General features: G+C 62.5%; 23 protein-coding genes. 12 read left to right on the top strand and 11 right to left on the bottom strand.

Annotation, left to right across the window (positions count from 1 at the left end; all coding sequences use genetic code 11):
* Nucleotides 1-51: 51 nt before the first annotated feature.
* Nucleotides 52-1,536 (bottom strand): ABC transporter substrate-binding protein, encoded by a 1,485-nt coding sequence (locus ACGYLI_RS08965; protein ID WP_394418900.1) that lies wholly within the window; start codon nucleotides 1,534-1,536, stop codon nucleotides 52-54.
* A 159-nt stretch (nucleotides 1,537-1,695) separates the two neighbouring features.
* Between ACGYLI_RS08965 and ACGYLI_RS08960 the strand changes: the two genes are divergently transcribed.
* From ACGYLI_RS08960 to ACGYLI_RS08950, 3 genes are all read left to right on the top strand, one after another.
* Nucleotides 1,696-2,958, top strand: coding sequence for an Hsp70 family protein (locus tag ACGYLI_RS08960; protein ID WP_394418898.1), 1,263 nt, complete (start codon nucleotides 1,696-1,698; stop codon nucleotides 2,956-2,958).
* 167 nt (nucleotides 2,959-3,125) lie between these two features.
* Nucleotides 3,126-3,971, top strand: coding sequence for a formate/nitrite transporter family protein (locus ACGYLI_RS08955; RefSeq protein ID WP_168612603.1), 846 nt, complete (start codon nucleotides 3,126-3,128; stop codon nucleotides 3,969-3,971).
* 42 nt (nucleotides 3,972-4,013) lie between these two features.
* A complete protein-coding gene (locus ACGYLI_RS08950) occupies nucleotides 4,014-4,949 on the top strand; it encodes a YihY/virulence factor BrkB family protein (RefSeq protein WP_394418895.1) in 936 nt (311 codons plus the stop codon).
* A 3-nt stretch (nucleotides 4,950-4,952) separates the two neighbouring features.
* On the opposite strand, the gene ACGYLI_RS08945 is transcribed toward ACGYLI_RS08950, so the two are convergent.
* Nucleotides 4,953-5,681 carry a Crp/Fnr family transcriptional regulator gene (locus tag ACGYLI_RS08945; RefSeq protein WP_209216958.1) on the bottom strand — a complete coding sequence of 243 codons (729 nt, stop codon included), beginning with the start codon at nucleotides 5,679-5,681 and terminating at the stop codon, nucleotides 4,953-4,955.
* Between the two features lie 90 nt (nucleotides 5,682-5,771).
* On the opposite strand from ACGYLI_RS08945, the gene ACGYLI_RS08940 reads away from it, so the two are divergent.
* Nucleotides 5,772-6,143 carry a hypothetical protein gene (locus tag ACGYLI_RS08940; protein ID WP_394418893.1) on the top strand — a complete coding sequence of 124 codons (372 nt, stop codon included), beginning with the start codon at nucleotides 5,772-5,774 and terminating at the stop codon, nucleotides 6,141-6,143.
* Here the strand turns inward: ACGYLI_RS08940 and ACGYLI_RS08935 are convergent.
* The 3 genes from ACGYLI_RS08935 to ACGYLI_RS08925 all read right to left on the bottom strand — a co-directional run bounded on the left by ACGYLI_RS08935 (nucleotide 6,094) and on the right by ACGYLI_RS08925 (nucleotide 7,666).
* The gene (locus ACGYLI_RS08935) at nucleotides 6,094-6,429 is read right to left on the bottom strand and encodes a phage holin family protein (protein ID WP_394418891.1); all 336 of its coding nucleotides are present in this window, start codon (nucleotides 6,427-6,429) and stop codon (nucleotides 6,094-6,096) included. The two genes, ACGYLI_RS08940 and ACGYLI_RS08935, sit on opposite strands and share 50 nt — an antisense overlap.
* A gap of 15 nt (nucleotides 6,430-6,444) precedes the next feature.
* Nucleotides 6,445-6,750 carry a YqjD family protein gene (locus ACGYLI_RS08930; RefSeq protein WP_394418889.1) on the bottom strand — a complete coding sequence of 102 codons (306 nt, stop codon included), beginning with the start codon at nucleotides 6,748-6,750 and terminating at the stop codon, nucleotides 6,445-6,447.
* Nucleotides 6,751-6,856: 106 nt separating this feature from the next.
* The gene (locus ACGYLI_RS08925) at nucleotides 6,857-7,666 is read right to left on the bottom strand and encodes a response regulator (protein WP_067264155.1); all 810 of its coding nucleotides are present in this window, start codon (nucleotides 7,664-7,666) and stop codon (nucleotides 6,857-6,859) included.
* A 93-nt stretch (nucleotides 7,667-7,759) separates the two neighbouring features.
* Here ACGYLI_RS08925 and ACGYLI_RS08920 point away from each other — a divergent pair, with 93 nt between their 5' ends.
* The 4 genes from ACGYLI_RS08920 (at nucleotide 7,760) to ACGYLI_RS08905 (ending at nucleotide 10,521) form a co-directional block, all read left to right on the top strand.
* Entirely contained in the window at nucleotides 7,760-7,930 is a 171-nt protein-coding gene (locus ACGYLI_RS08920; protein ID WP_197470876.1) for a NepR family anti-sigma factor, read from the top strand.
* Complete coding sequence (locus ACGYLI_RS08915; RefSeq protein ID WP_067264157.1) at nucleotides 7,930-8,487, top strand: RNA polymerase sigma factor; 558 nt, start codon at nucleotides 7,930-7,932, stop codon at nucleotides 8,485-8,487. The genes ACGYLI_RS08920 and ACGYLI_RS08915 overlap by 1 nt, the downstream gene beginning before the upstream one ends.
* A 2-nt stretch (nucleotides 8,488-8,489) precedes the next feature.
* Nucleotides 8,490-10,214, top strand: a complete 1,725-nt coding sequence (locus ACGYLI_RS08910) for a sensor histidine kinase (protein ID WP_394409314.1) — start codon at nucleotides 8,490-8,492, stop codon at nucleotides 10,212-10,214.
* A gap of 139 nt (nucleotides 10,215-10,353) precedes the next feature.
* Nucleotides 10,354-10,521 (top strand): hypothetical protein, encoded by a 168-nt coding sequence (locus ACGYLI_RS08905; RefSeq protein WP_271688683.1) that lies wholly within the window; start codon nucleotides 10,354-10,356, stop codon nucleotides 10,519-10,521.
* A 70-nt stretch (nucleotides 10,522-10,591) separates the two neighbouring features.
* Here the strand turns inward: ACGYLI_RS08905 and ACGYLI_RS08900 are convergent, their stop codons facing one another.
* The gene (locus ACGYLI_RS08900) at nucleotides 10,592-11,143 is read right to left on the bottom strand and encodes a cupin domain-containing protein (RefSeq protein ID WP_209216952.1); all 552 of its coding nucleotides are present in this window, start codon (nucleotides 11,141-11,143) and stop codon (nucleotides 10,592-10,594) included.
* Nucleotides 11,144-11,323: 180 nt separating this feature from the next.
* On the opposite strand from ACGYLI_RS08900, the gene gabT reads away from it, so the two are divergent.
* From gabT to ACGYLI_RS08880, 4 genes are all read left to right on the top strand, one after another.
* Complete coding sequence (gabT, locus tag ACGYLI_RS08895) at nucleotides 11,324-12,724, top strand: 4-aminobutyrate--2-oxoglutarate transaminase (RefSeq protein ID WP_394418887.1); 1,401 nt, start codon at nucleotides 11,324-11,326, stop codon at nucleotides 12,722-12,724.
* Between the two features lie 232 nt (nucleotides 12,725-12,956).
* Nucleotides 12,957-13,946 (top strand): P1 family peptidase, encoded by a 990-nt coding sequence (locus ACGYLI_RS08890; protein WP_394418912.1) that lies wholly within the window; start codon nucleotides 12,957-12,959, stop codon nucleotides 13,944-13,946.
* Complete coding sequence (locus ACGYLI_RS08885) at nucleotides 13,939-14,748, top strand: alpha/beta fold hydrolase (protein ID WP_394418886.1); 810 nt, start codon at nucleotides 13,939-13,941, stop codon at nucleotides 14,746-14,748. The genes ACGYLI_RS08890 and ACGYLI_RS08885 overlap by 8 nt, the downstream gene beginning before the upstream one ends.
* Nucleotides 14,745-16,112, top strand: a complete 1,368-nt coding sequence (locus ACGYLI_RS08880; protein WP_394418884.1) for a tetratricopeptide repeat protein — start codon at nucleotides 14,745-14,747, stop codon at nucleotides 16,110-16,112. Before ACGYLI_RS08885 ends, ACGYLI_RS08880 begins: the two co-directional genes overlap by 4 nt.
* A gap of 15 nt (nucleotides 16,113-16,127) precedes the next feature.
* Here the strand turns inward: ACGYLI_RS08880 and ACGYLI_RS08875 are convergent, their stop codons facing one another.
* The 5 genes from ACGYLI_RS08875 to hemC form a co-directional block, all read right to left on the bottom strand.
* Complete coding sequence (locus ACGYLI_RS08875; protein WP_067262780.1) at nucleotides 16,128-16,817, bottom strand: fumarylacetoacetate hydrolase family protein; 690 nt, start codon at nucleotides 16,815-16,817, stop codon at nucleotides 16,128-16,130.
* 98 nt (nucleotides 16,818-16,915) lie between these two features.
* On the bottom strand, nucleotides 16,916-18,625 hold the full coding sequence (locus ACGYLI_RS08870) for a hydantoinase B/oxoprolinase family protein (protein WP_394418882.1): 1,710 nt from the start codon (nucleotides 18,623-18,625) through the stop codon (nucleotides 16,916-16,918).
* Between the two features lie 4 nt (nucleotides 18,626-18,629).
* The gene (locus ACGYLI_RS08865) at nucleotides 18,630-20,705 is read right to left on the bottom strand and encodes a hydantoinase/oxoprolinase family protein (RefSeq protein WP_394418880.1); all 2,076 of its coding nucleotides are present in this window, start codon (nucleotides 20,703-20,705) and stop codon (nucleotides 18,630-18,632) included.
* 62 nt (nucleotides 20,706-20,767) lie between these two features.
* Nucleotides 20,768-21,700 carry a LysR family transcriptional regulator gene (locus ACGYLI_RS08860; protein WP_394418878.1) on the bottom strand — a complete coding sequence of 311 codons (933 nt, stop codon included), beginning with the start codon at nucleotides 21,698-21,700 and terminating at the stop codon, nucleotides 20,768-20,770.
* On the bottom strand, nucleotides 21,697-22,644 hold the full coding sequence (hemC, locus tag ACGYLI_RS08855) for a hydroxymethylbilane synthase (protein ID WP_394418876.1): 948 nt from the start codon (nucleotides 22,642-22,644) through the stop codon (nucleotides 21,697-21,699). The genes ACGYLI_RS08860 and hemC overlap by 4 nt, the downstream gene beginning before the upstream one ends.
* Between the last annotated feature and the right edge of the window lie 76 nt (nucleotides 22,645-22,720).

Below are 22,720 nucleotides of genomic sequence, written 5' to 3'. Positions count from 1 at the left end.
GCGCGCCGTGAGGCGCGCCCTTTTTTAGTGTCTCGACATGATCCTTTCAGATCACTCCGCCCAGCTGACGCCGGTCAGATCGGTCGCCTGTGTAGGTGCGTTCACCCAAAGCCCTTCGACACCAGCCTTGGCAATCGTCGGGAAGGCGAGCTGGAACAGGTAACCGTTCACATAGTCTTCGGCGATAATACGCTGCGCCTTGGCCAGCATTTCGCTCCGCGCGGCGGGGTCGGCGGTCTTGTTGAACTCGGTCATCAGAGACTGGAATTCGGCATTGTCATACTGGAAGTAATAGTCCGGGTTGGCATAGATGTTGATGTCCATCGGCTCGGTATGGCTGACGATCGACAGGCCGAAATCCTTGCCTTTGAACACGGTTTCCAACCACTGCGCCCATTCGACATTGGTGATCTGCGCCTTGATGCCAACCTCGGCCAGCTGCGCGGCAATGATCTCACCCCCGCGGCGGGCGTAGGAGGGGGGCGGCAGGTGCAATGTCGTCTCGAACCCATCGGGGAAACCGGCCTCAGCCAGCAGCGCCTTGGATTTCTCGGGATCGTAGCTGCTCATCTCTGTCAGGTCGACGTAGTCTGGGTTATGCGGCGCGAAATGGGTGCCGATGGGCGTGCCATAGCCAAACATCGCGCCGTCGATGATCGCCTGCCGGTCGATGGCATGGGCCACGGCCTCGCGCACTTTGACGTTATCAAAAGGTTCGCGCTGGTTGTTGATCGACAGGATCGTTTCCCCCTCGGTCGAGCCGATCAGAACCTGAAACCGCGGGTCGGCTTCGAACTGGGGGATATTCTCCGGCGCGGGGAAGCCGGTGAAAACATCGACATCTTCAGCCATAACGGAGGCAAAAGCCGCTGTCGGGTCCGAGATGAATTTGAACGTCGCGCTGGCCAGGGCGGGCGCTTCGCCCCAATAGTCTTCATTCCGGGTCAGGGTGATCTTGTCGCCTTGGTTCCAGTTCTCAAATTTGAAAGCGCCGGTGCCGATTGGGGTCTGTTTGATCGTCTCGACCGATTCCGGCGCCACGATCACCGCATCACCCCAAGCGAGGTTGAAAAGCATGTTACCGTTCGGCTCGCTCAGTTTGACCTCAACGGTCTGCGGGTCGATGACATTCACCTCGGAAATCGCGGAGTAAAGTGCCTTTTGCGCGTTGGCGCTGTCTTCGGCATTGATCCGGTCGAGGGTGAATTTCACGTCCTCGGCATCCATCGTGGTGCCATCGTGAAAGGTGACCCCCTCACGCAGGTTGAAGGTATAGGTCAGACCGTCTTCGGAAATCTCCCAGGATTCTGCCAGCCCCGGCACGACAGAGCCATCGCCCATGAAGCGGGTCAGCCCTTCGAAAACATTGGTATATAGCACCGAGTCGATGGCGCCCGCAGCGGCGGAGGTCGGATCGAGGTGCGGCGGCTCAAGCTGCATGGCGACGGTGATGTCGTCCTTGGCAAGGGCCGTCGTGGCGGCAGCGACCAATGCGGCGCTGGCCACACCGGTCATCAAGCGGTTCAAACGGTTCATGAAAGTCTCCCATATTGGTGTATTTTTTTGCGAGGCTAGCCAAAAGCCACGCGGCACGCCAGCCTTCGTTGCCAAGCGCGCGCGAGAAGGGTATCGCGGGTGCTTTGCACGGGCGCGCCGCGCATCGGGGCGACCGTGAAAAGGCATCAGGAGAACATCATGGCCACGCTGGGGATTGATTTCGGAACCTCCAACACCGCGGCGGGCATCGCCGTTGACGGCACGCCGCGCCTGATCCCGCTGGAGGCTGTGGCGCAGACCCTTCCGACGGCGGTGTTCTTTGATTTCGAAGCGCGGGAAATGCGGATCGGTGCCGCGGCATCCGACGCGCTGCTGGCCGGGGCCGAGGGCCGCTATATGCGCGGCTTGAAAAGCCTGCTTGGCACCCGGCTGATGCGCGAACGAAGGGTGCTCTTGGGCGAAAGGCTCGACTTTATCGACATCGTGGCGCGGTTTCTTGCGCGGGTCAAAACGCAGGCCGAGGCCGCCACGGGACTGCACTTCGACAGGGCGCTCTCGGGGCGCCCCGTGCGCTTTCATTCCGCCGATGACGCCCGCGATGCACAAGCCCTGACAGACCTGCGCGAGGCCTATGGCCGGGCGGGTTTCGATCATGTGGACTTCATGAACGAACCCGAAGCCGCCGCGATTGCCAATCGCGCGGCCCTGCGTCCGGGGGATCTGGGGCTGGTTATCGATATCGGCGGCGGCACCTCGGATTTCACGCTCTTCCGGCAGCGCGGGAATGATGAGATCGACATTTTGGAAAGCCACGGCATTCGGCTGGGCGGGACCGATTTCGACCGGTCCCTGTCGATCGGGCGGGTGATGCCGCAGCTTGGCATGGGCAGCGAAATTCGCCACGCTTTCGGGGGTGACACCCATATCGCGCCCAATGCGATCTTTAACGATCTGGCCACTTGGGCGAAGATCCCGTTTCTCTATGGGCCGGAGACCCGTAAGGCGGCGGCGGAACTCCATAAGTTCGCCGAACATCCCAAACGTCTAGCTCGCTTGGTCAAAGTGCTTGATGAAGAGCTTGGTCATGACCTCGCCTTTGCTGTCGAAGCGGGGAAAATCCGTGCCAACGGGGCGGGCGACGCGGGGGATGCTGAACCGGTGATCGACGTGTCGATGCTCAAACCCCGCGCGACCTTGCCCCTGCCCCGCGATTGGATGCGCAAGCGGCTGTCGAAACTCGCCGTGCAGATGGGGGACGCGGCAGAGGCGACGGCGCAGAAGGCAGGCCTCGCGCCCGAGGCAGCGGACCGGCTGATCTTTGTCGGCGGGTCGAGCCTGATGGCGGTGGTCGAAGAGGAGATGCGGGCGCGCTTTCCACGGGCGGAACTGCATCGGGGGGCGGCGCTGACGGCGATTGTTGAGGGGTTGGCCTTGCGGGCCGGTCGGGATGAACGCGGCTGATCCGGCTGGTTGAGAGTGCGGGATCGGTATTTGAGAAAGGATGAAGGTGAAGGGGGGAGGCTCGACAGGGCCGCTGGTGGTGCGGCGTGGGGCTGCGGTCTTTTTACTGTGCAGAAGGCTGCGGCGGGCTATGTTCATTATGTCCATAGTTTTTAGGAAGAACGCGCATGGCCCCACTGATCCAGAAGAAACCCCCGACCTCTGCTGTGCAGGAGGAGGCGGAAGAACGCTCTGTCAGTGATGCGGCGGCGCTGTCGCCCAAGCTGATCTATGAGGTAATCCGGCGCGAGGGGCGCGACGAGTTGAATCGAACCAACCGTTCGCTGATCTGGTCGGGGATTTCCGCGGGGATGCTGATCAGTCTTTCGGTCTTGGGCGAGGCGATTTTCCGGACCTATCTGCCGGATGCGGAATGGCGGTTCCTGCTGGAGAACCTTGGCTACTCCTTGGGTTTCATCGCTGTCATCATGGGCCGGATGCAGTTGTTTACCGAGAACACCATCACCACCGTCTTGCCGCTGATGCAGGAGCGTAGTTTGGGTGTTTTGTGCAGCCTGTTGCGGCTTTGGGGTGTTGTATTGGGGGCGAATGTCGTCGGGGCCTTTGCGGCGGCGGCGCTATTTATCTATACGCCTGCGATTCCAGAAAACATTCTGCCCGCCATTATCAGCCTTTCGGAACATGCCACCGGGATGGGGGTGTCGGAGGCATTCTGGCGCGGCATTCCGGCGGGCGTGATCGTGGCGCTGATCGTTTGGATGCTCCCGCAGGCGGATGAGACCGCTTTTTTCCTGATCCTGACCTTCACTTGGCTGATTGCGGCGGGGGATTTCACGCATATCGTCGCGGGTTCGGTCGAGATGGCCGCGCTGATCCTGCATGGCGGCTTGGGGGTCGGTCAGGCGATCTTTGGCTTCTTCCTGCCGGTGCTTGTGGGCAACATCATTGGCGGCACGGTGGTCTTCACCCTTGTTGCCTGGGGCCAGGTCCGCGACGATGTGGAGGACAGTTGAGGCAAAGCGGTCCCGATCAATGGCGGGACCGAATTGAGAGGAATGGCATTGGTGTTGCGCAGCCCCCCGACCCGACCGGCGATCTATTGGGACGCTTTCAAAGCGAGCCTGAAACAGGCGGCGGAGGACAACCTTGCGCTGATCTCGGCCGGGGTGGCGTTTTTCGCCATGTTGTCGCTGTTTCCGGCGCTGGCCGCATTGATCGCGCTTTTGGGGCTGATTTCAGACCCTGTCGTCGTCGTCGCCCAATTGGAGGAAGTGCGCGGGCTGCTGCCGGATGATGTCTATGACATCATCAATACGCAGGTGACCGGCTTGGTCACTGCGCGGGCCGATACGCTGGGTTGGGCCGGTATCGTGTCACTGCTGGTGGCGCTTTGGTCCGCCCGGGCCGGGGTGGGGGCGATGGTGATCGGGTTGAACGCCGTTTACAACGAGCGCAACCGCAATGCCGCGAAACACTACCTTCATGCCCTGCTTCTGACGGTGAGCCTTGTGGCGGTCGGCATCGTGGCGCTGCTGGCGGTAGTGATCGCGCCGATCATTCTGGCCTTCATCCCGCTTGGCCCCTTTGGCAATGCGGTGGCCGACCTTTTGCGTTGGACCGTGGCGACGGTGGTTTTGTTTGCCGGGGTTGGGGTACTTTACCGCTTTGGGCCGAACCGGCGGGCGGCGCGGCTGCCGTGGCTCAGCAGCGGGGCGATCTTGGCGGTGCTGTCTTGGGCGGTGCTCTCCATCGGTTTTTCCTATTATGTGGCCAATTTCGGCAACTACAATCAGGTCTATGGCTCGATCGGGGCGGTGATCGCGATGTTAATCTGGCTTTGGATCAGCAGCTTTCTGATCTTGTTTGGGGCCGCGTTGAACGCGCAGGTGGAGCGGCGGACGCGGCCTGACAGCACCGTTGGCCCGGCCAAGCCGCGCGGGCAACGCGGGGCGGAGGCGGCGGATACCTATATCGATGTGGCGCAGGACTGACGGTTAGAGCAGCGGGCGTTTTTGGCGGCTTTCCGGATCGGTCATCCCCTCTTTCGCCAAGGCGGCAAGATCGTTGATTTGCAGCACCCTGTCGGACCATGACAGCAATTGACGTTCTTTCAGAGCGCCGAGGGTCTTGTTGGTGTGCACCACCGAGAGGCCAAGCGCATCGGCCAGATCGCGTTGCGAATAGGGCAGCAGCATCTGGTTGTGGGTGACCATCCCGAGCGACTGGCCGCGTTCGAAAATCTTGACCATCGCCCAAGCGATGGCCTGCATCGCGCTGCGTTGGCCGATGGTGGCGAGGACTTCGCCCATGAAATGCTCTTCGATGGCGGCCAGCCAAGTAATGTCAAAAGCGCGTTCGGGGTGAGATTTGAAGAAATTCCAGAACTCACTCCGGTTGAAAACGCAGAGCCGCATATGGGTGCGGGCTTCGACGGAATGGCCCATTTCGCCCATGATGCCAGCCTGTAGCCCGATGAAATCGCCGGGGAAGACAAAGCTGATGACCTGCCGGCTACCGTTCTCCAGCGTCTTGTCGCGGATGCCCATTCCGGTGAGCGCCGTGTAAAGCTGGGGCGAGTTCGACCCTTCCAGCAGGATCGGCGTGCCCGGTTCGACGGTCAGCTCACCCGACTTGAACTTCTCCATGAAGCTCACTTCTTCTTTCGACATCGGCAGGAAGGCATCCTTGCGCCGAAGGGGGCAATAGCGGCATTGTGTCGTCATTAGATAAAATTTGCCTTCATATGTCTTAGTTTAATGCGCGTGTTTTGCGCACCCCCTACACCGACGACTTTGCTTACCCGGGGGAAGACCATGTCGATCTTGATCTACGAACCGGACCCATTGGTCTGTTCAGACATAAATGAAACGCTTTCTGCCGCGTTTCCGCAATCTCAAATTGAAGTATTGGAAAGCTTTGACCTCAGCGCCTTGGTGGGCAACGTCAACGACACGAAATTCGCAGTCCTGTCGCTGCGGCGCGAACTGTTGCATCAGCATCTGTCGGAACTGTCGAACTTGCAGGAGTGGTTTCCGATCATCTGCATCATGAACGATACGCCACGGCTGGCGAAGGTGGGCGAGCGGTTGAAATTCATCACCCGCCCGTTTTCCAGCAGCAACCTGCTGGCCGCTATTAACGGCGCGCTTTCTGACCCGCGGTTATGCCAGCCAGAAATGCCATGACCAGGTTCTTCAAGCCATCATGATCGGAGGCGGCGGGGTCTTCTTGCCGGGACGGCTGCGCCGCGGCCTCACCATCTGATCCGGCGATGGCAAGCAAGAGAAAGCCCATCCCGAAATAAACCGCGCCGAGGATCAGCGCGGCAGTGAGCGCGGTGGTGACGGTGATGAGGTAAAGCCATGCCGCCAGCGTCAGAAACAGCAGGCCGATCAGCAGAAAAAGCGCGGCCCCGGCGCTGAGCATGGCGGTGCGCAGCGCCCGTCGCAGGGAGCCGCGCAGATGTTGCATCACCGAAGACAGCATTTAGCGGCGGGCCGTCACAAGACCGACGAGGAAGCCGATGCCTGCGGCAATCCCCAAAGCGGTTCCGGGCTGGGTCTTGAGGAATTCCTCGGCCTGTTGCTGAACTTCCATCGCCTTGAGACGCCCCGTATCGGCGAAATCATTCGCCGCATTGCGGGCATTGTCGCGCATCTCTTCCGACTTGGCCTTGCCATAGTCGCCCAGGGTTTCGGTCAGCGATGCGATGTCTTTTTTGATAAGTGCGATCTGATCCGACAGATCGTCAATCGTCACCTCTTTTGCGGCAGCGGTTGTGGTCTTGGCCATGCGGACCTCCTGAGTGTTTCAGTGATGTTAGGCGGCACGCGCTTTTAATGCAAAGGGTTCCCGACGCGACGTTGAGCGCGGGGAACCCTTTTTTCGTGGCTCAGCTTCAGGCGTTGAGCGTTTCCGTGGAGGAAAAGAACATCGCTTGCGACACGGCCGAGACGACCTGATCCACCGAATAGGGTTTGGAAATCAGGAAGGCAGGCTCGGGCTTGTCGCCGGTCAGCAGACGCTCGGGGAAGGCGGTGATGAAGATCACCGGGCGCATGCCCAGCTCGTTCAGCAGGTCGTTCACCGCGTCGATGCCCGAAGAGTTGTCGGCCAGCTGGATATCGGCGAGGATCAGGTCCGGCACATCGGCCTTGCCCAGTTTCACCGCCTCTTCGCGGGTGCGGGCGATGCCGGTCACCCGGTGGCCCATCTCGGCCACGATGGATTCAATGTCCATCGCGATGATGGCTTCGTCTTCGATGATCATCACCGAACCCGAGGTGCTGTCGGCCATTTCGCGATGGGCGATCTGGATCAACTCGCCCGCTTCGGCCTCATCCACACCGATGATCTTGGCGATTTCCCCGTGAGAGAAGCCTTCTATCGTGTGCAACAAAAGCGCTTCGCGGCTGTTGTTCGTGAGGCTGGAAAGATGGCGCTGTGCCTTGGCCCGCGGGCCGCTTTCGCCCTCTTCGACCGGGGCACCTGCGCTGGCCCAAATACCGTACAAAACCTTGAAAAGACCCGTCTTTGTATCTACTCCATCGAGCACCGAGCGATCAACCAAGATGGCTTCGAGGGCTGCCGCGGCAAAGGTGTCGCCACTGGTCTGGCTGCCTGTCATCGCCCGCGCGAACCGGCGAAGGTAGGGGATGTTGGCTCCCAGTTCATCGCTGATGCTGGTCTTTTGTGTCGCATCGTTCATCTAGTCGAATCCTTTTTACTTTTCTTGGAACCAAACACGTCGACATTGTGTTTGGTTCCAGTATGCATGCATAATTATTCAAACGAGACGACGATGCCAGAGGTGATGTTAGTGAATTCAGGAAACAAGGACGAGCGCGAGCGCGTCATCGACGACAACCTCAAACGGGTCTTCGATGAGACGCTCGAAGAAGGCATCCCTGATCGTTTCAAGGATCTGCTTCAGAAGTTGAAGGAACAGGATTCAGAAAAAGGAACGTCATGATGACCCGTCCCGATCCGCGCGACGAGCTGGTAGAACATCTGCCGGCCATGCGGGCCTTTGCCATCAGCCTGACACGCAATGGTGCCACGGCAGACGACATGGTGCAGGACACCTTGGTCAAGGCGTGGACCAACATCGAAAAGTTCCAAGAAGGCACGAATATGCGTGCTTGGCTTTTCACGATCCTGCGTAACACCTACTATTCCTCGCGCCGTAAGGCGAAGCGCGAAGTCTCGGACGTGGATGGCGTGCTGACCGATGGGCTGGCCGAAAAGCCCGCGCACGATGGCCACATGCAGATGACCGACTTCCGCAAAGCGCTGGCCCTTTTGAAGGACGAACAACGCGAAGCGCTGCTTCTTGTCGGGGCCTCCGGTTTCTCTTACGAAGAAGCTGCGGAGATGTGTGGGGTCGCTGTTGGCACCATCAAAAGCCGCACCAACCGGGCGCGTGCCCGACTTGCCGAACTGCTGGGTCACCATGACGACGAGTCGCTTGAAATGACCGATGACGCAACAATGTCTGTCCTATCCGCATCTAAAGTTTCCTCTTTCTAAATATGACATCTGGCTTCTTCAGCGGTGATCTGATGCGTGGGCTGACGATCCGTATCCTGCTGTTCCTGTCTCTCGCGCTTTTGCCCATCGGGCTGATCGCGGTTGTACAGACACGGCAGATCGCGGATCAGAGTCGCCAAAGCGCGGAGCTATCGCTGATCGCCGTCACGGAACAAGCCTCCGCGGCGGAACGCCGGGTGATCCAAGAGGCCTTTGGCGCGGCAGAAGCGCTCACCGCCATCGTGCGGCTCAGGCGGGAAGATCCCGAGGAATGCACGGCCTTCCTTAGGGAATACAAACAGGCGTCAGACATTTATTCACTTGTGGGTTTCATCGGGCTAGACGGACAAATGACCTGCTCCTCCACGGGGCAGGATCATGACTTTTCGCAGGATGAGAATTTCCAGACCCTGCTGGAAAACCCGGTCCGCCGCGCGATGCCAGTGCTGCAGGGGGCGGTCAGCAACCAAGTGGTCACGCTGATCAACGCGCCGGTCTACGAAGAGCGCGAGTTGATCGGCTTCATGGCGCTTAGCATCCCCGAGGATGCCATCAACGCGATCCGCGAGCCCAAGAGCAAACACAGCAGCGTTGCGATGATGACCCTCAATAAGATGGGTCATATCCTTACCACCGAAAACGGACTTGAGGTGGCCAAGACGGAATATCCCAGCGATGTCGCCCTTTCGCTGCTGACCACCAAAGAGCCCAATGTCTTTCTTTCGCAAAATTCCGATGGCCAAGAGCGCGCCTATGTGATCGTGCCGATCGTGCCCGACACGGTCTTCGCGCTTAGCGTTTGGCCCAGCAACACCCCGTTTTTGGACACCGGCGTTTCGACCCGTCTGAGCGCGCTTTTGCCCATCGTCATGTGGCTGGCGAGCCTTATCGTGGCCTTCTGGGCGCTGAACCGTCTGGCGATCAACCATATCCGCAAGCTCGGGCGGCAGATGCGGCGCTTCGCGCTGAACCGCACCCTGCCGCGTGGGACACTCGGCCCCTCGGTTCCCACCGAATTGGTCGAGATGGAGTCTGCTTTTGTTGGCATGGCGGAATCCATCCTGCGGGACGAGGCGACGTTGGAAGACAGCCTTCGGCAGAAAAACATCCTGCTGAAAGAGGTGCATCACCGGGTTAAGAACAACCTGCAACTGATCTCTTCGATCATGAACATGCAGATCCGGCAGGCCAAAAGCGAAGATGCGCGTTTCGTGCTGCGCCGGCTGCAAGACCGTATCCTCAGCCTCGCCACGGTGCATAAGAACCTTTATCAAAATGACGATCTGGTCCGCGTCAATGCCAGCGAGTTGCTGCGTGAGATTGTGGGCCAGATGCTCTCAGTCGGCTTGCCATCCGGCTCTGGCGTGAAGGTCGAACAGTCCTTCGAGCCGATCAAGATCGACGCCGACGATGCCGCGCCGCTGACCCTGCTTGTCTCTGAGGCGCTGACCAATGCGCTTAAATACGTCTCGACGGTCGAACATGGCAAAGGCTTCATTTCGCTTAAACTGATCCAAACCGGGCCAGAGCAGGCGATGCTCGAAGTGCGCAACACCATCGGCAACCCCGAAGAGGTGAAATCCGGCACCGGGCTAGGCTCGCGTCTAATCCTCGCCTTTACCCGCCAGTTGAACGGCCAGGTCGAGGTCGAAACCAACGACGACATCTATCAGATCAGGGTGAACTTCCACGTCCCGACCGACAGTAAAATGATCTACGATTACTGAGGCGCCAAAGCCCCAATGGAATCTGGCCCGAAACTTGGCGGAACGATCACAGACTCGTCATAGGCGAAAAATTTGTCGGAACCCTTTGGCCTGCGCGCGGTTGAGCACCTGAAACGCAGTGCTAAAAAGGAACACGGAGATGACCACGGAGCTTTTTCTCGGCGGTCTGACCATCCTGACCTTAGCGGCGGTCATCATCCTTGCCCTCACCACGGGCCGAAGGGAACTTCACCCGGATGAGGACCGCACCGGGCGCGAAAAACAGCAACCGGAGACCCAAAGGTCGAACTACCGGTCAGACTACTAAGACCTGACACCCCCTATCGACCGCCCCGAGCAGAATGCTCGGGGCGGTCGATATTTATGGGGCACCTTTTTTAGAAACTGGGCGGGGTACAGGCGCTGACGATCTCACAACTCTCGGACCCGGTGTTGCGGAACCGATGCGGCAGGCGGCTGTCGAACAGATATCCATCCCCGGCATGAAGCAGGCTGACCGCGCCATCCACCGTCACTTCGATGCTCCCGCGCACCACGACCCCCGCCTCTTCGCCCTCATGGCTCAGAAACTCAGGTCCGGTATCCGCGCCGGGCTCATAGGTTTCATGCAGCACCTGAAGCGCGTGATGCGCAGCACTGCCCAACTGGCGCAGGGATACGCCGCCCTGATGGCTTGGTGAAATCTCGGTCAACTCCTCCGCACGGTAGAAGACTTTGGCGCTGTCGTCTTCTTCCAAAATCGCGAAAAACTCGGCCATGCTGATGGGAATCGCGTCCAACAGACTTTTGAGCGACGCAACCGAGGGGCTGGTTCGGTTCTTCTCGATCAGCGATATCGTGCCATTGGTCAGCCCGGCCTTGGCCGCAAGCTCCCGTTGGGAGAGTCCGTGTTTCTTGCGGATCGCTCTGAGTTTATCGCCGACGTTCAATGGCTTGTCCTTTGTAGGCCCCCGCGCCGCCGCCACGGGGCACGGCCCTGGGTCAACCGGGGGTCACGGGAATTGTTAGATAGAGGCTGCGATCGCGATTGACAATTATATTAAACGGAATATGGATTTTTTAAACGACACGTCACTGCCCCCTCTCTTTCGCAATAAGGTATCTGTTCCATGTCCAGCACCGTCAAGAAATCACCCCGGAAATCCGCGGCCAAGGCCAAAGCCGCGCCGCAGATCTCCGTGGTCGAAACCAACCCCGCGACCCAGCCCGACGGTCAGACCAACGCCGACCTCATCGCGCGCCGCGATGCCGCCGTGCCGCGCGGTGTCGCCTCCGCCGCACCGATCTACGCGAAATATGCCGAGAACGCCGAGCTGTGGGACGTGGAGGGCAACCGCTACATCGACTTCGTCGGCGGCATCGGCGTGCTGAACACCGGGCACCGTCACCCCAAGGTGGTCGAGGCCGCCAAGGCGCAGGAAGATCATTACACCCACACCAGCTTTCAGGTCGTGCCTTACGGCCCTTATGTCGATCTGGCCGAGAAGCTGAACGCGCTCGCCCCCGGTGACGCGCCCAAGAAGACGCTGCTGGTCACCACCGGCGCCGAAGCCGTTGAGAACGCCGTGAAAATCGCCCGCGCCGCCACCGGCCGCCCCGGCGTCATCGCCTTCACCGGCGGCTACCACGGCCGCACCCTGCTGACGCTTGGCATGACCGGCAAGGTCACGCCCTATAAGAAAGATGTCGGCCCCTTCCCCGCGGATGTCTTCCGCGCGCCTTTCCCCTCTGTCCGCGACGGGGTCACCGTGCAGGACGCGCTGACCGGGCTAAAAAACCTCTTCCTCACCGATGCCCAGCCCGAACGTGTCGCCGCGATCATCATCGAACCGGTGCTTGGCGAAGGCGGCTACACCCCCGTGCCTTTCGAGATGATACAAGAGCTGCGCGCGATCTGTGACCAGCATGGCATCCTTTTGATCGCAGACGAGGTGCAGGCGGGCTTTGGCCGCACCGGCACATGGTTCGCGATCGAGCATTCCGGCGTGGTGCCAGACCTGATCACCGTGGCGAAATCCATGGCAGGTGGCTATCCTCTGGCCGGTGTCATTGGCCGCGCCGATGTGATGGACGCGATGGCCCCCGGCGGCTTGGGCGGCACCTATGGCGGCAACCCTGTGGCCTGCGCTGCGGCATTGGCAGCCATCGAGGCAATCGAAGACGAAGGTCTGCTGGCCCGCTCGACCGCGATGGGCGACACGCTTAAAGCCCGCTTTGCCGAGATTGGCGAGCGTTCCGCCCCCTTCCGGTTCTGGGACATCCGCGGCCTTGGGGCCATGGTCGCCGTTGAGTTCGTGACCGACTTCGACAGCGCCAAGCCCGATGCCGACTTCACCAAACGCGTCATCGCCCATGCGTTGAAGCGCGGCCTGCTGCTGCTGAGCTGTGGCATGTATGGCAACGCCGTGCGCGTGATGGTCCCGCTGACAGCTTCCGACGCCATCGTCGAAGAGGGGCTCGCCATCTTTGAAGAGGCCGTCGCCGCCGCTGTCGCCGAAGAGCAGAAGTAAACCAAACGATCACCGCAGATGGATCGGGCGCGCGGGGCAACCTGCGCGCCCATTTTTATGGCGTCCCTCCGGCGGGGGCATCCTGTCCCACCTCGGCCCTTGGCATCCGCCGGGGAAGCGCGCAAACTCCGCCCGAAATCAACGCCGGAGTGACGATGCCCTTGTTAGCCCCCTGCCCCATGCGCACCCTTGCGGGGATGTTTCACGTGAAGAGCCTGCCATGAGCGCGCCGATGCGTCCCGGCCCGCGCAACCTAATCACCGATGTGACGGGGTTGAAGGTGGGCAATGCGCAGGATGCGCGGCTGAAATCCGGCAGCACCGTGCTGATCGGCGATGCGCCTTTCACCGCCTCTGTCCACGTCATGGGCGGCGCGCCCGGCACGCGGGAGACGGACCTGCTGGCCCCCGACAAGACCGTCGCGGCGGTTGATGCGCTGGTGCTCTCGGGCGGCTCTGCCTATGGGCTGGATGCCTGTTCGGGCGTGGTCGATGCCCTGCGCGCACAGGGCCACGGCTTTCGCGTGGGGGACGCGCTGATCCCGCTGGTGCCCGGCGCGATCCTCTTCGATCTGCTGAACGGCGGCGATAAGGATTGGGCGCAGAACCCCTATGCCGATCTTGGCCGCCAAGCCTTGGAAGCGGCGGGCGAAGATTTTCAGATCGGCTCAGTCGGTGCGGGCACCGGCGCGCTGAGCGCGATGGTCAAAGGGGGCCTCGGCTCCGCCAGTTTGCAATTGCCCGATGGCAGCACGGTCGGCGCTCTTGTCGGGGCCAATCCGGTGGGCGCCGTCACCACCCCCGGCGACCGCTACTTCCACGCCGCCCCCTTTGAGATCGACGGAGAGTTCGGCGGGTTGGGGCCGGACCCATCCACCGGGTTGGGACTGAGCTTCGAGAGCCGCAAGATGGCGGCCATGTCGGCCCGCGCCAATACCACCATCGCCATCGTCGCCACCGACGCCACACTGACCAAGGCCGAATGCCAGCGCGTCGCCGTGGCGGCCCATGACGGCATCGCCCGCGCCGTGGTGCCTGCGCATATGCCCAATGACGGCGATCTGGTCTTCTCCCTCTCCACCGCGGCGCGGCCTGCGGGGGATGTGGCGATGATCGGCCATGCCGCGGCCCTCTGCCTGTCGCGCGCCATCGCCCGCGCCATCTATGCGGCCACCCCCGCCGATGGGGATCTTTTGCCTTGTTGGAGCACGTTGAATGCCTGATCTGCCCCTCTCCGATATCTCACTTCACTACGAGGTCGACGGGCGCGGCCCGCCGCTTTTGATGCTAGCCGGGATGCTGAGCGACAGCGCGAGTTGGGGCGCACTGGCCCCTTTACTTTCCGATCACTTCACCCTGATCCGGCCCGACAACCGCAGCACCGGGCGCACGACCCCTTGGGATGCAGAAACCTCTGTCGCGCAGATGGCGCGGGATGCGCTGGCGCTGATGGATCAGCTGGGGCATGACACCTTTCACGTCGTCGGCCATTCGATGGGCGGGCTAATGGCGATGGAGCTTTTTGGCCTCGCGCCGGATCGCATCCGAGCGATGAGCATCCTCGCCTCTGCCCCGGTTCGCGCCCCCCGGACCATGGCAGTCTTCGATGCGCTGCTCGCCGTCCGCCGCGCGCCGGAAGGGGAGCAGCTTTGGCTGCGCGCGCTCTACCCTTGGATTTTCGCCCCCGGTTTCTTCACCGATCCTGACAATACAGAGGCCGCCCTCGCCGCAGCACTGGCCTATCCCCATGCGCAGAGCGCGGATGCCATGGCCCATCAACTCGAAGCGCTGCGCGGTTTCCGCCCCACGGTACGGCCTTCTGATCTGACCTGCCCGACCCAAGTGCTCCACGGGGCCGAAGACCTGCTGATCCCCCGCGCCGCCGCCGAAGAGGCCTTCGCGCAAATCCCGAATGTGACGCAGACCACCCTGCCCGATGCGGGCCATTCGATCCATTGGGACGCCGCCCCTGCCGTTGCCCAACACCTGCGCCAATTCCACGCCACTGCCGGAGACCCGAGATGACACAAGACCTTTACGGATTGGAAACCTCTACTGACCGCCCGGAAACCTTGCAGGCGATCAATGACTTCATCCACGGCTTCCTGTCTTACCAACCCAAGGCCGCGGGCATCATCGCCGCCGCCGATGCCGACCTCGACGGCCCGCTGGTCAATGCCTATGCGGCGCTCTTGTGGATGTTCCTCGAACACCCCATCGCCCCTGAGAAGGCCCGCCCCTATCTGGACCGCGCCAAGGCAGCCCCCGGCGCCAATGCTCGCGAACAAGAAGTGATCCGCGCCGTTGGGCATTGGATCGACGGCGATGTGCCCGCCCTTGTCGCCGCCTGTGATGCCATCACCGATAAATGGCCGCGCGATCTGGCGATGCTGAAACTGGCGCAATACCACCTGTTCAACACCGGCGATGCCGCAGGCATGTTGCGCCTAGCGTTGAAATCCCTGCCCGAGGCCGAAAACATCGCCTATACCCACGGCATGATCGCCTTTGGTTATGAGCAATGCCATCTGCTCGACCGGGCCGAAGCTGCTGCCCGCCGGGCGATGGAATTGCGCCATGATGAGCCTTGGGCGCATCACGCGCTGGCCCATGTGATGCTAACGCAAGGCCGCGTCACCGAAGGGGCGCGTTTCATGGAAAGCGTGGCCGAGACGTGGAGCGATCTGAACTCCTTCATGCGGAGCCACAATTGGTGGCATCTGGCGCTGTTCTACCTCTCGCAGGGCCGTCACAACGATGTGCGCGCCGCCTATGACCAGCATATCTGGGGGCTGGAGAAGGACTATTCCCAAGACCAAGTCGGCGCCGTGTCCCTGCTGGCGCGGATGGAATTCGCGGGCGTCGATGTGGGCGACCGTTGGGGCGATGTGGCCGACCATGTGGCGGCGCGGGGGGCGGATACCGTGAGCCCCTTCCTGACGCTGCAATACCTCTATGCCCTTTGCCGCACCGGGCGGCCCGAGGCGGCAGAGATGCTCAGCGCGATCAACGCACGCGCAAGTGAGACTGCCGCCCATGACCACGCCGCATGGGCCGAGGTCGCGCTGCCCGCCGCCCGTGGCATCGCCGCCCATGCCAAGGGGGAGTGGGCCACGGCGATCCGCGAGCTTGGCATGGCCCTGCCCCGCATGGCCGAATGCGGCGGCAGCCATGCGCAACGTGACCTGTTCGAGCAAATCCACCTCGACGCGCTGGTGCGCGATGGCCGGGCCTCTGCCGCGCAGCAGGTGCTTGAGATGCGCCGGACCTACGACCCCGATGGCGTGCCGCTGAACCTGATGCTGGGCGAGGTCTATGAAAAGACCGGCCTGCCCGATCTGGCGGCCCAAGCCCGCGCGCGGGCAGAGCGCACGCTGGCCGGGGCCTAGACCGAACCGCGCGCTTTAGGCGCGGGGGCCGACGGTGACCTCGAATTCGGAGATGCCGTCGACCCCCCCGGTGATCACATCGCCGGGCTGCACCGCCGCGACACCGGCAGGCGTGCCGGTCATGATGATGTCACCCGGCGCCAAGGTCACGGCCTGCGACAGGGTGGCGGTATGCTCCCGCACCGACCAGATCATCTGCGACAGATCGGCCTCCTGCTTCATCTCGCCATTCACCGCGAGCCAAAGGCGGCCCTTCTCGACCGAGGGGACATCGGCCATGGGCAGGATCGGCGCGATGGGCGCGGAGTTGTCAAAGGCCTTGGACCAGTCCCACGGGCGGCCCATCTTCTTGGCCTGCGCCTGGAGATCGCGGCGGGTGAAATCAATGCCCACCGAGGCGCCCCAAATGTGATCCATCACATCCGCTTCCGCGATATTCGCGCCGCCCTTGCCGATGGCGATGACAAGCTCCGCCTCGAAATGGAAATCCTCCGTCAGCGGCGGATAGGGCACGGTGCAGGGTGTATCGAGCGTGGCATCGGCGGGTTTGGTGAAAAAGAACGGCGGGTCGCGCATGTCATTGCCCATCTCAAGCACATGCGCCTCATAGTTGCGGCCCACGCAAAAGACACGGCGCACCGGGAAACGGTCGCTGGTGCCTTGAACGGCAAGGCTGCTTTGCTTGGGGGGATCAATCACATACATCACGGGTGTTCCTTTTGGCATAATGCCGCCAAGGAACACCCGCGCTTTGTAACAGTCAATGACCCCTCGCGCTTATAAGCCTTTGAGCGGCCACTCTTTCACAGTTCGGCGCCTTTGCGGATGGCCTCTTGCACCTCGGCGATCTCCTCGGCGCTCAGCCCATAATCCGCCGCCGCCACCTCGGCGCTGATGTAGCCGCGCAGAAGGTCGCGTTTGACCTGCGCCTTGGGGCGTTCCTCGGCGGGGCCGTAGCCGGCGCCGCCCGGGAAGGCCATCATCACCTTCGCCCCATGTGGCACGAACTGTTTGCCCTTGCCGCGCATCGGCGTGCCGTCGTCGCGGGCGATGGTGGTGGGCGCGCCGGGCTTGCCGCCCTGCCGCCCGCGTGCGGGGTGATCGACGCGGTCAAACATGGCCTGCATGTCGAACTCATGCCCCTCGCGCGCGCTGACCTCCATAAATTGCCCCAGCCCACCGCGCTGGCGGCCCGCGCCGCCGCTGTCGGGGCGCAGCTCCTTGCGCCAGATCACCACGGGGCCGGCATGTTCCGTGGCCTCTACCGGCATGGTCATCACCCCCGAGGGGAAGGCCGTGGCATTGAGCCCGTCGTGTTCGGGTCGCGCGCCCGAGCCGCCGGAGTTGAAGGTCAGCACCTCAGCCCGGCGCGCGCCTGCGGGCGCTTGCGCATCGGTGCGGGGGCGCAGGCTGATCTGGAAGTTGCACAGACACCCCGCCCCTTCGGCTGGGACGAGGTTCGGCAGGATCTGATCCAGTGCCGCATAGACCGTATCGGGCACGAAGTGACCCACGATATGCCGCAGCGCCACCGGTGCGGGGTGTACGGCGTTGACGATGGTATCCTCGGGCGCGGTGATCCGGAACGGCTCAAGCGAGGCGGCGTTGTTCGGGATCTCCGGCGCGATGGCGCATTTCAAGGCGTAGCAGGCATAGGCCTTGGTATAGACCAGCGGGCAGTTGATGCCCTTCTTGTCGATCCCGCTGGTGCCCTTGAAATCCGACAGGATGTGATCCTCTTCGATGCTCACCGTTACCTTCAGCGTGATCAGCGTGTCGAAGCCGTCGATCGTCATCTCGCCAGTCGCCTGCTGCCGTGGCAGCGCCGCGATCCGCTCCAAGGTGGCACGGCGGGAATTGTCGAGGATGAAGGCGGCGATGCCGGTGAGATCGTCGAGGTCGAATTCCTCCATCATGTCGATGAGGCGGCGGTGGCCGATCTCGTTGCAGGTGGTCAACGCGTAGATATCGCCAATCAGCTGATCCGGCTCGCGCACGTTGCCACGGATGATCCGCACCAGCGTCTCGTCGACCTTGCCCGCATCGGCGAACTTCATGATCGGCAGGTAAAGACCTTCCTCGTAGACGCTCGCCGCATCCGCGCCGAACCCGCGCCCGCCGATGTCGACGATATGCGCGGTGCAAGCGAAGAACCCCACCAGCTTACCGTGATGGAACGACGGCGTGACCATGGTGATGTCATGCAGATGGCCCGTCCCCTCCCAAGGGTCGTTGGTGATATAGACATCGCCTTCGAGGATGTTCTCCCGCCCGATCCGGCGGATGAAATGCGCCACCGCGTCGGCCATGGCGTTGACGTGGCCCGGCGTGCCGGTGACCGCCTGCGCCAGCATCTGACCGTCGGTGTCATAGACGCCCGCGGAAAGGTCCCCCGCCTCGCGCACCGAGGTCGAGAAGGCAGTGCGCACCAGTGCCTGCGCCTGTTCCTCGACCACCGAGATGAGGCGGTTCCACATGACCTGATAGGCGACGTTGGAATGTGTCTGTGCCATGGGCTTACCCTTTCACGGTGATGTCGATGCAGCCGTCGGGCTGGCAGATCGCCCGCCGCGAGGCGGGCAGGATGATCGTTGTCTCATCCTCGGTGATGGCGGCGGGGCCTTGGGCGGTCCGGCCCGGGGCCATCTGACCGCGCAACACGACGTCGGCTTCGCAGTATTCAGAAAGCGCCGGGTCGAAAATGCGCCGTGTTAGAGCCACATTCGCCGCCGCACCCGGGCTCTGTTCCGCAGTGCGCGCGACCTCTTCGGGCGGAGTGGTGGCATTGACCGACCAGACCGTGATCTCGATGTCCAAGCCTTCGACGGTGCGACCGAATAGCTTGGCGTAATCGGCCTCGAACAAGGCCTCGAAACGCGCGGCATCGGGGTACAGCGCGTCCGCCTCGTCCAGCACGATTGGGATCTCCCAGCCCTGTCCGCTGTAGCGCATGTAGACCTTGTATTCCGACAGGATCTCGGCCCCGGCATCGCAATTGCGGACAAAGCCCGTGGCCTCATCCCTCAGTTCAGCCAACAGCGTCTTAATGCGGCCAGCGTCGAAATCCGACAGCTTCATGTAGACCGAGCGGTTGGCCTCGAAGCTGAAGGGCGCGCGCAGGAAACCGATGGCCGAGCCAACCCCGGCACCGGGCGGCACCAGCAGGCGCTCGACCCCGAGCTTCTCGCAGAGCCGCCCTGCGTGCAGCGGGGCCGCTCCGCCGAAGGCGATCATCGTGTAGTCGCTGAGGTCTTCGCCGTTCTCCACCGCATGGACGCGGGCGGCATTGGCCATGTTCTCGTCCACCACCTCGGCCAGACCGAAGGCGGCGGTGGCGGCGTCCATGTCCAACTCCTGCCCAATGACATTTTGCAGCGCCCCTTCGGAGCCTGCGGTGTCGAGTTGGATTGAGCCGCCCGCGAAATTCTCGGGATCGAGCTTGCCCAGCACCAAGTCGGCATCGGTCACGGCGGGTTTCGCGCCCCCCCGGCCATAACAGGCTGGCCCCGGCTCAGAGCCTGCGCTTTCCGGCCCCACCCGGATCTGCCGCATCGCATCCACATGGGCCAGCGAGCCACCGCCCGCACCAATCTCGACCATGTCGATCACCGGAATCGAGATCGGCATGCCGGAGCCTTTCTTGAAGCGATAGGTCCGCGCCACCTCGAAGACCCGGCTGGTCTTGGGCGTCTGGTTCTTGATCAGACAAATCTTGGCCGTGGTCCCGCCCATGTCGAAGCTCAGCACCTTGTCGAGCCCGTAGCGCGCGGCGATATTGGCGGCAAAGACCGCTCCGCCTGCCGGGCCGGATTCAACCAGCCGCACCGGGAATTCGGCGGCGCTTTCGATCGAGATGATGCCGCCGCCCGAATGCATCAGGAAGATGTTGCAGGAGACGCCCTCCTCCTGCAGGCGCCCTTCGAGCCGTCCGAGGTAACTCTTCATCAGCGGCTTGATATAGGCATTGGCCACCACGGTGTTGAAGCGCTCATATTCGCGCATCTGCGGCGAGACCTCGGAGGAGATCGAGACCATGACGCCCGGCAGCTTCTCTTCCAACACCTCGCGGACCATGCGCTCATGTGCGTCGTTCAGATAGCTATGGATCAGCCCGACCGCGACGCTTTCATAACCCGCCTCGGCAATGCGGTCCGCCAGCGCCTCGACCTCGGCCCGGTCGAGCGGGTGCAGAACCGCCCCGGTGGCATCGACACGCTCTGCCACCGTGTAGCGCATCTGGCGCGGCAGCAGCGGTTCGGGGAGGTTGAGGTTGAGATCATACTGCTCAAACCGGCTTTCGGTGCGCATTTCGATCACGTCACGGAAGCCCTGGGTGGTGATCAGCGCGGTCTTTGCCCCGCGCCGTTCGATCAGCGCGTTGGTCGCCAGCGTGGTGCCGTGGATGATCTGCGTGAGGTCGGCGGGCGTGATCCCGGCCTTGGTGCAGACCTGATGCATCCCGTCGATGATCGCGTTCTCGGGCGCGGCATAGGTGGTCAGCACCTTGGTCGAGAAACTCTCGCCGCCCTTTTCCAGCACCACGTCGGTGAAGGTGCCGCCGATGTCTACGCCCAGTCGGATGGTTGATGCCATGTCTCACTCCTGTTTGGACGCAGGATAGGGGTGGGCACAGCATCGGTGCAAATTATTATATTCTATGGGTGTGAAAGGTTTTTTCGATCCTCAACATCGAAGCTTCGGGCGCAGTCGCGGGCCAGTTCAGCGGCGCGGGCGACATAGGCGGGGGTGCGATCCGCGTGATAACGCGCGGCGACTTGCAGCGGGCGCGGGTGCCACGCGGCGGGCAGAATCCGCAGCGCCCCATCGGCCAGCGCGCCTGCCACCATCACACGCGGCATCACCGCCACGCCCATCCCGTCGAGCACCATGTTCATCGCCGCCGACAGGCTGCTGGAGGGCACCAAACGGGCCTTGGGGGCGGTCGTGCCGTCGAAATGGCCGATGAGATCGGAATGGGCCTGCGTATGCCGCGCATGGCCTAGCACCGGATGGCGCAGCATGGCGGAAAAATCGGGTGCGGGACCGATCTGGGCGGCCAATTCCGGCGCGGCGACCCAGATGTAGTCATAGGTCGCAAGGTCCAGCTGCCCGCTTGCCGGGGTCGAGAAGGGGGCGGTTTGCAGGGTCAGGTCGAGCGCATGAGCGGCAAGCTCCTGATCCAGATCGCGGGACAGATCGACGGTAAGCTCGACAGTCAGATTGGGATAGACCTCGGCCAGCGCGCGCAGAAAGGGGCGCAGCCATGTGCTGGCAACCACTTCGGTCACGCCAAGGCGGAGGCTGTCGTCGATCAGGTCGGGCCGCGCGGCGGTCTCGACCAGCGCTTCGGCCTCGCGCAACACGCGGCGGGCTTGGGCCAGCAGTGCGGTGCCTTTTTCGGTGAGCCGGATCGACCCGGCATCGCGCTGCATCAGGGTGACGCCCAAGGTTGCCTCTAGCCCGGAAATCCGGGCCGAGATATTGGGCTGTGTCGTGTTCAGATACGCAGCGGCGCGGCGGAAACTGCCAAGGTCTGCGACCCAGATCAGCGCTTCAAGCTGTTTCAGCGTGAAGAGATTGCCGATCATTCGCGCCAGTCAAAGAAACCCGGTCCGGCCTCGGCCAGAAGCTTGCGGGCCATCGCCTCGCCCGCCGCGGCGCCATCGGAAATGGCGCAGGTCACGTCATCGCCGATGGCATCAGACCCGTCGGGGCGCAGCACCTGACCGCGCAGGCGCATCTCGCTGCCGTTGAGTTCGGCCAGACCGGCGATGGGCGTCTCGCAAGAGCCATCGAGGGTGGCGAGGAACGCGCGTTCGGCAGCAAGCTGTTCGCCAGTCTTGCGGTCATGGATCGCCGAGAGCATCTCGGCGGCGCGGCTGTCGTCCTCGCGCCGCTCAACCCCGATGGCGCCCTGCGCGATGGCGGGCAGCATGTCGTCGGGGTGCACGGCGGCCTGCGGCACGTCGTCCATTTCCAAGCGGTTCAGCCCGGCCATGGCGAGGAAGGTCGCCTCCGCCACACCGTCATCCAGCTTCTTCAACCGGGTTTGAAGATTGCCGCGGAACTCGACCACTTCAAGATCGGGACGGCGCAGCTTCACCTGCGCGCGGCGGCGCAGGCTGGAGGTGCCGACGACCGCGCCTTCGGGCAACTCGGCGATGGATTTCAGATGCGGTGAGATGAAAGCGTCGCGGCAGTCCTCGCGCGGCAGATAGGTGTCGATCAACAGCCCCTCGGGTTGCAGCGTCGGCATGTCCTTCATCGAATGCACCGCGATGTCGATGGAGCCGTCGAGCAGCGCGGCCTCGATCTCGCGGGTGAACAGCCCCTTGCCGCCGATCTCTTTCAGCGGGCGGTCGATGATCTTGTCTCCCGTGGTCTTGATCACCACGATGGTGAACGCCTCAAACGGCAGGTCGAAGGCGGCGGCGAGCCGGTCGCGCACCTCATTCGCTTGCGCGAGCGCGAGAAGCGATCCGCGTGTGCCGATGTTGAGGGGCCGGGCCGGGGAGGGAAGCTGATACGTCATGACGCATCCCTACCCCCGTCGACATGAACTGACAACTGCTGTACCTGCGCTACCTACGGGTTTGCCACAAATAGGA

It is taken from the genome of Sulfitobacter sp. 1A13421 (genome assembly GCF_043557285.1).
GTDB lineage: Bacteria > Pseudomonadota > Alphaproteobacteria > Rhodobacterales > Rhodobacteraceae > Sulfitobacter > Sulfitobacter faviae.
The sequence above is the reverse complement of the archived record's forward strand: the minus strand, read 5'-3'. Positions and strand labels throughout refer to the sequence as shown.